Here is a 2,572-nt window from a genome sequence, read left to right on the forward strand (position 1 = left end):
TTATTTTCCCCATTATTTTTATAAAAACAGTCTTGTTAAAATCTCAATTTTTGAACCATCATTATAAAATATTTTGTATCTATAAATTCCATTTACACAATAAATATTTTCAATATCAACAGAATTTTCGCAAACAAAATCTGTATCATTTTCACTTAAAATTTTATCTTTTATCGAACTTTCATAATTTTTATAATTATCAGCAATCATTTTAACAGCTCCTTTAGATTTTATATAATAGACCAACCATGACAACCGCTATTTTTTATTTTCATAGAACCATCATTATCAAGATTTTTTTCAATCCTTGAAACAACATTTAATCTATGTGCTGGAACAATTCCATAAACATCAAAATATTGTTTTTCCTCACTAGCTTTAATATCATAATCAACAACAGTTACATAACTACCATTACCCCAATAATTTCTTTTAGCCTTAAACGGCACTTTATTATTTAAACATAACTCACACAAATTCAATTCAAATACCCCCTTAAATCACTTTTCTATTAAAATAAATACAAAACAGTCCTAGCCATGCCATGCCTTCGCTCCGCAGTTGCACGTTGCGGTCGCGGTAGGCAACGGCAACGGCTTAGGATACGTTTTTACATATAAGTTTAAAATTTAAAAAATATAATTTATTTAATTTCTATTTCTGCTGAAGTAGAATCATTTATTTTTTGAGCTTCAGCCATATAATTCTCAATATTAGTTGAAAATTTAATCATATTCTTTTGGTCAATATATTCTTCCATAGCAAGAGCCATTAAAGAACTTTGAGCAACACCAGTTTCTATTGATTTATCTTCAAAGTATTTTTTTATTTTTTGAGAAACTCTTATAGTAACTCTAGTTGTTGTATTTTCCATTATTTAAATCACCTCTAAATAAATTATATTATACCTAAACTAAAACGTCAATACTATGTTTCTAAAACATCATACGTACACAATTAATTGTTAATGTTAAAATTAAGAGTACAATAGACTAATTTCTAAATATTTTAATTATTGGTAGCAATAGCACGTAAGGTTTCCCCTTACAATCCCCTTGAAATAGGGCGGTGAAAATAATATTTCTATCTATGAAATTCATAACACTAAGAATATTTATTAAAGCTATGTCCGTACACTTGGGAACATGGCACGCTACCGCTTTTATGCTACGCATTTATATAACTAAAGTGTGGTACTTATAGTGCAAGTACTACACCTTAATGCAAAAAAAGCCCTATAAATTAATATAGTGCTTTTCTTTTCAGCATATAAAAAATATGCTAGAATAAACTTGTTAATAAAGATTATTTAATTGCATTATCGATATTAGGCTGAAACCTAGATATCTTTTTAAATTTCTCGTATGTAGTTACGAGTTCGGAAATCTTACGAGTTAGCAGACTTGTAGGATTTTCTTCTATTTCTAATTCTAATTCTTGTAACTCACCTAATTCAACATTTTCACATTGCATCTTTAAAAGCAATCCAAAACCTTGCCTTATTCTTTTACCCTCCAAAGATTGAACCAAAGTTTTAAATACATAGTAATTATCAATATCAGAGTCTTTTACAGTATATTTAAATACTTCGTAAATACCTTTTTCATCTAATTCTCTAAAATCAATTTCAAGACATTTTTTATTTGCAGCATAATAAGTTTCTTTAGGATCATAGACAGTTGAATCAATATTAGCTTTTGTTAATCTATCACCATACCATAACATAGACCATAATTTTCCGAATTGGATATCTATTTTTGATTTGTAATTATATTCATTTCTTTTATTTGAAAATTTACCTTGAATATTTTTTTCAAGCAAATCAATATTTAAATTATCTTTAGAAAGTACTACGCAATGAAAATGAGGATGAAAGCCATTCATATGATTATAAGTTATTTCAAGAACCTTAATTCCGCCATCAATAGTAATCAACCTATCAGCATAACCTTTTCTAGTTTTTGAGTTATAGGCAAATTTTTTAAATAATTTAGCAAATGTTTTATTTAATTTATCCAAAGTACCTCTAAGTTCTTCACCTTTGACTGATGGAATAGTAAGAGTCAACATATAAGCTTTATATCCTTTTGGAGCAAGTTCTTTATAACGGTTTTTAAATTCATGTATAAATTTAGAGATATCAAGCAATTTGCAATTAGGACAAAATCTATTACTATTGCATCTATTAACCTTTTGTAAATCTAAAATTTTATTTTTATCATATTTATCCCAGAGCCATAAATTTAAACAATCATTTATTTGTTCCGAGCGATAAGAATATTTTTTCTTTTCATCTGAAAATTCATGACTCATTTCATGATAATAATAAGCATAAATTCCATTATATTTTTCTTTTTTTCTATTAATTTTTTTTAATATTTCATTAGTAAATTCCACTTTTTTTACCCCCCCTTAAACCGCATATTTACTCGTTGCGCACAGATGATTATATAAGTATCGAGAGAGACCACTTTTTTAGGTCCTTTTTAACTCAATTTTTATAAATTATTTTCCCCATTATTTTCCCCATTATTTTTATAAAAACAGTCTTGTTAAAATCTCAATTTTTGAA

General features: G+C 26.8%; 4 protein-coding genes. All 4 read right to left on the minus strand.

The features are described from left to right. Positions 1-18 precede the first annotated feature (18 nt). The 4 genes from Q0V15_RS12890 to Q0V15_RS12905 all read right to left on the minus strand — a co-directional run bounded on the left by Q0V15_RS12890 (position 19) and on the right by Q0V15_RS12905 (position 2,397). Positions 19-210, minus strand: coding sequence for a hypothetical protein (locus Q0V15_RS12890; protein ID WP_297439544.1), 192 nt, complete (start codon positions 208-210; stop codon positions 19-21). A 20-nt stretch (positions 211-230) separates the two neighbouring features. Beyond that, the gene (locus Q0V15_RS12895; protein WP_297439545.1) at positions 231-482 is read right to left on the minus strand and encodes a hypothetical protein; all 252 of its coding nucleotides are present in this window, start codon (positions 480-482) and stop codon (positions 231-233) included. A 161-nt stretch (positions 483-643) separates the two neighbouring features. Then, entirely contained in the window at positions 644-874 is a 231-nt protein-coding gene (locus Q0V15_RS12900; protein ID WP_297439546.1) for a hypothetical protein, read from the minus strand. A gap of 431 nt (positions 875-1,305) precedes the next feature. Then, the gene (locus Q0V15_RS12905; RefSeq protein ID WP_297439547.1) at positions 1,306-2,397 is read right to left on the minus strand and encodes a protein rep; all 1,092 of its coding nucleotides are present in this window, start codon (positions 2,395-2,397) and stop codon (positions 1,306-1,308) included. Positions 2,398-2,572: the final 175 nt, after the last annotated feature.

It is taken from the genome of uncultured Clostridium sp., from assembly GCF_947036855.1.
GTDB lineage: Bacteria > Bacillota > Clostridia > Clostridiales > Clostridiaceae > Sarcina.